3 protein-coding genes are annotated in these 2,584 nt (G+C 58.8%); all 3 read right to left on the reverse strand.

Features of this window, described 5'->3' with window-relative positions; genetic code table 11:
• Positions 1-940: cbb3-type cytochrome c oxidase subunit I (locus NA637_RS24610; protein ID WP_256075152.1), on the reverse strand; the 940-nt coding region annotated here is incomplete at its 3' end.
• A 359-nt stretch (positions 941-1,299) separates the two neighbouring features.
• On the reverse strand, positions 1,300-2,235 hold the full coding sequence (gene ccoP / locus NA637_RS24615) for a cytochrome-c oxidase, cbb3-type subunit III (RefSeq protein WP_256075158.1): 936 nt from the start codon (positions 2,233-2,235) through the stop codon (positions 1,300-1,302).
• Positions 2,236-2,334: 99 nt separating this feature from the next.
• Positions 2,335-2,584: cbb3-type cytochrome c oxidase subunit II (locus tag NA637_RS24620; RefSeq protein ID WP_256075159.1), on the reverse strand; the 250-nt coding region annotated here is incomplete at its 5' end.

Consider the following 2,584-nt stretch of genomic DNA (forward strand, 5'->3'; position numbering starts at 1 on the left):
AGACCACCAAAAAGCGCAAGATCGGATCGGTGCGCAGCTTATGCCAGGCGCCTGACAGGGTCATCATGCCGTTGATCATGCCGCCCCAGCTCGGTGCCAGCAGGATGATCGACATCACCATGCCCAGGCTCTGTGCCCATTCCGGCAGTGCGGTGTAGTGCAGGTGGTGCGGACCCGCCCAGATGTAGAGGGTGATCAATGCCCAGAAATGCACGATAGACAGGCGGTAGGAATAAACCGGACGGCCAGCCTGCTTGGGTACGAAGTAATACATCATTCCCAGGAAGCCGGTGGTCAGGAAGAAGCCCACGGCGTTATGGCCATACCACCACTGAACCATCGCATCGGTTGCGCCCGAGTAGATCGAATAGGACTTGAACCAGCTCACCGGTACTTCCAGGTTGTTGACGATATGCAGCATCGCCGTGACCAGGATGAAGGCACCGTAGAACCAGTTACCTACATAAATATGAGCAGCCTTGCGTTTCATGATCGTGCCGAAGAACACCACGGCATAGCTGACCCATACGAGGGTGATGAGGATGTCGATCGGCCACTCGAGCTCGGCATATTCCTTCGAGCTGGTGAAGCCTTGCGGCAATGTGATCACCGCCAGAACGATCACCGCCTGCCAGCCCCAGAACACGAATGATGCGAGGCCGTCCGAGAACAGGCGGGCCTGCGAGGTGCGCTGTACCACGTAAAAGGACGTGGCCATCAGGGCACAACCGCCGAAGGCGAAAATCACCGCGTTGGTGTGAAGGGGGCGCAAACGACCAAAACTGGTCCAGGGCAGGTCGAAGTTGAGTTGAGGCCACACAAGCTGCGCGGCGATAAAGACTCCCAGACCCATTCCAATGATTCCCCACACCACCGTCATGATGGCGAACTGGCGAACCACCTTATAGTTATATGCAGTCTCACTTATTGCTGTGCTCATGCAAGGCTTCCACGCTAAATGGCATATCAAGGGGGGCAAAAACGGCGGCAAGTATGGAGAAAGGAGGGGGGTAATGCAAACGAGCTCCAGCCCCCTTGATGCCGTTCCGGCTCTGATTTCAAGCGTCTTCCATGCGGGTCGCAGGATCGCTTGGCACACCACGATGCTGTGCTGAATCGAGGGTTTCGCCTTGTAGTTCTGCGGGATCTTGGCGAGTGCCGAAGAGTATGGAAGCGGTTTGCTCGTATGGCAAAGAAGGGATGTGTCGAGTGGTCTGCGACAGAGCGTCGCATGTCGTCATTTAGGTGGGAGGCTTGATTGAAAACAGGGCGGTATGGGGTACCGCCCTGTTAGGGGTTTTACTGCTTCGCCAGTTGCTCAGGCGTTTGCGACAGGCTGTATACGTATGCCGCCAGCAGATGCACCTTGTCGTTGCCCAGGTACTGTTCCTGCGCAGGCATCTGTCCGTTGCGGCCGTGACGAATGGTCTGCTGCAACTGAGGCAGACTGGAGCCGTAAATCCAGCCGGCAGGGTTGGTCAGTTTCGGCGCGCCCATGGCCGTCATGCCTTCCCCATTTGCACCGTGGCAGACCGAGCAGGTCTGAGCGTAGACCTGACCACCCGCTACGGTGTCTGCATCGCTGTCTTCTGGCAGAGGCAGACCGCCCAGATCATTGCGTACATAGGCCGCGACGTTCTTCACGCCTTCTTCACCGATGACCTGGCCCCAGGCCGGCATCGCTGCAACCCGACCGTGCAGGATAGTCGTCTTGATGGTTTCGGCGTCGCCGCCCCAGCGCCAGTCGCTATCGGCCAGGTTCGGGAAACCCACCGCGCCCTTGGCGTCCGATCCGTGGCAAACCGAGCAATAGTTGGCGAAGAGTCGGCCACCGATCTTCAGCGCCCGCTCATCCTGAGCGACCTGCGCCACAGGCATGGCGGAATATCTGGCAAAGATCGGACCGAATTTCGCGTCAGCCTGATCAACCTCACGCTGCCACTGCTTGTCCTGCGTCCAGCCGTCTTCATAGCCCGGCATGACCCCTTTCCAGTTACCCAGGCCCGGGTAGAGCACCAGATAGAAAATGCCGAACACCAGAGTGCCGATGAACAGCATGAACCACCACCGGGGTAGCGGGTTGTCATATTCCTCGATACCGTCGAAGGAATGTCCCATGGTCTTGTCGGTCGTGCCTTTGGATTCGCCCTTACGGGTGGCGAAGATCAGCCAGAACAGAGCGACAATGGTGCCCAGCGTCAGCAGGGCGATGTATCCACTCCAGAATGCGTTCATCTGTTACTCCTGGGCAGCCCGAACGCTCGAACTGCCCGCGATGTTGGTTCCCTGACGGCTGCCCTGCGGCGCGTCGTTCTCGAAAGCTGGCAGTCGATCTCAGCGCTTGTTCTGCAGCGCGGTACCGAGCACCTGCAGGTAGGCCACCAGAGCGTCCATCTCAGTCTTGCCCTTGACGGCGTCGCCCGCAGCGGCGATGTCCTCTTCGTTATAAGGCACGCCAACGGTGCGCAGCGCTTTCATCTTCGCCGCGGTGTCCTGTCCGCTGAGGGTGTCCTCTACCAGCCACGGGTAAGACGGCATCTTCGACTCGGGCACGACATTGCGCGGGTTATAGAGGTGCGCACGG

Origin of the sequence: Stutzerimonas stutzeri, from assembly GCF_024448935.1 — a bacterium.
GTDB lineage: Bacteria > Pseudomonadota > Gammaproteobacteria > Pseudomonadales > Pseudomonadaceae > Stutzerimonas > Stutzerimonas stutzeri_AO.

Coding starts and splice junctions, on each gene's coding strand:
- ccoP (WP_256075158.1), bottom strand. CDS start 2,235: ATGAACGCATTCTGGAGTGGATACATCGCCCTGCTGACGCTGGGCACC.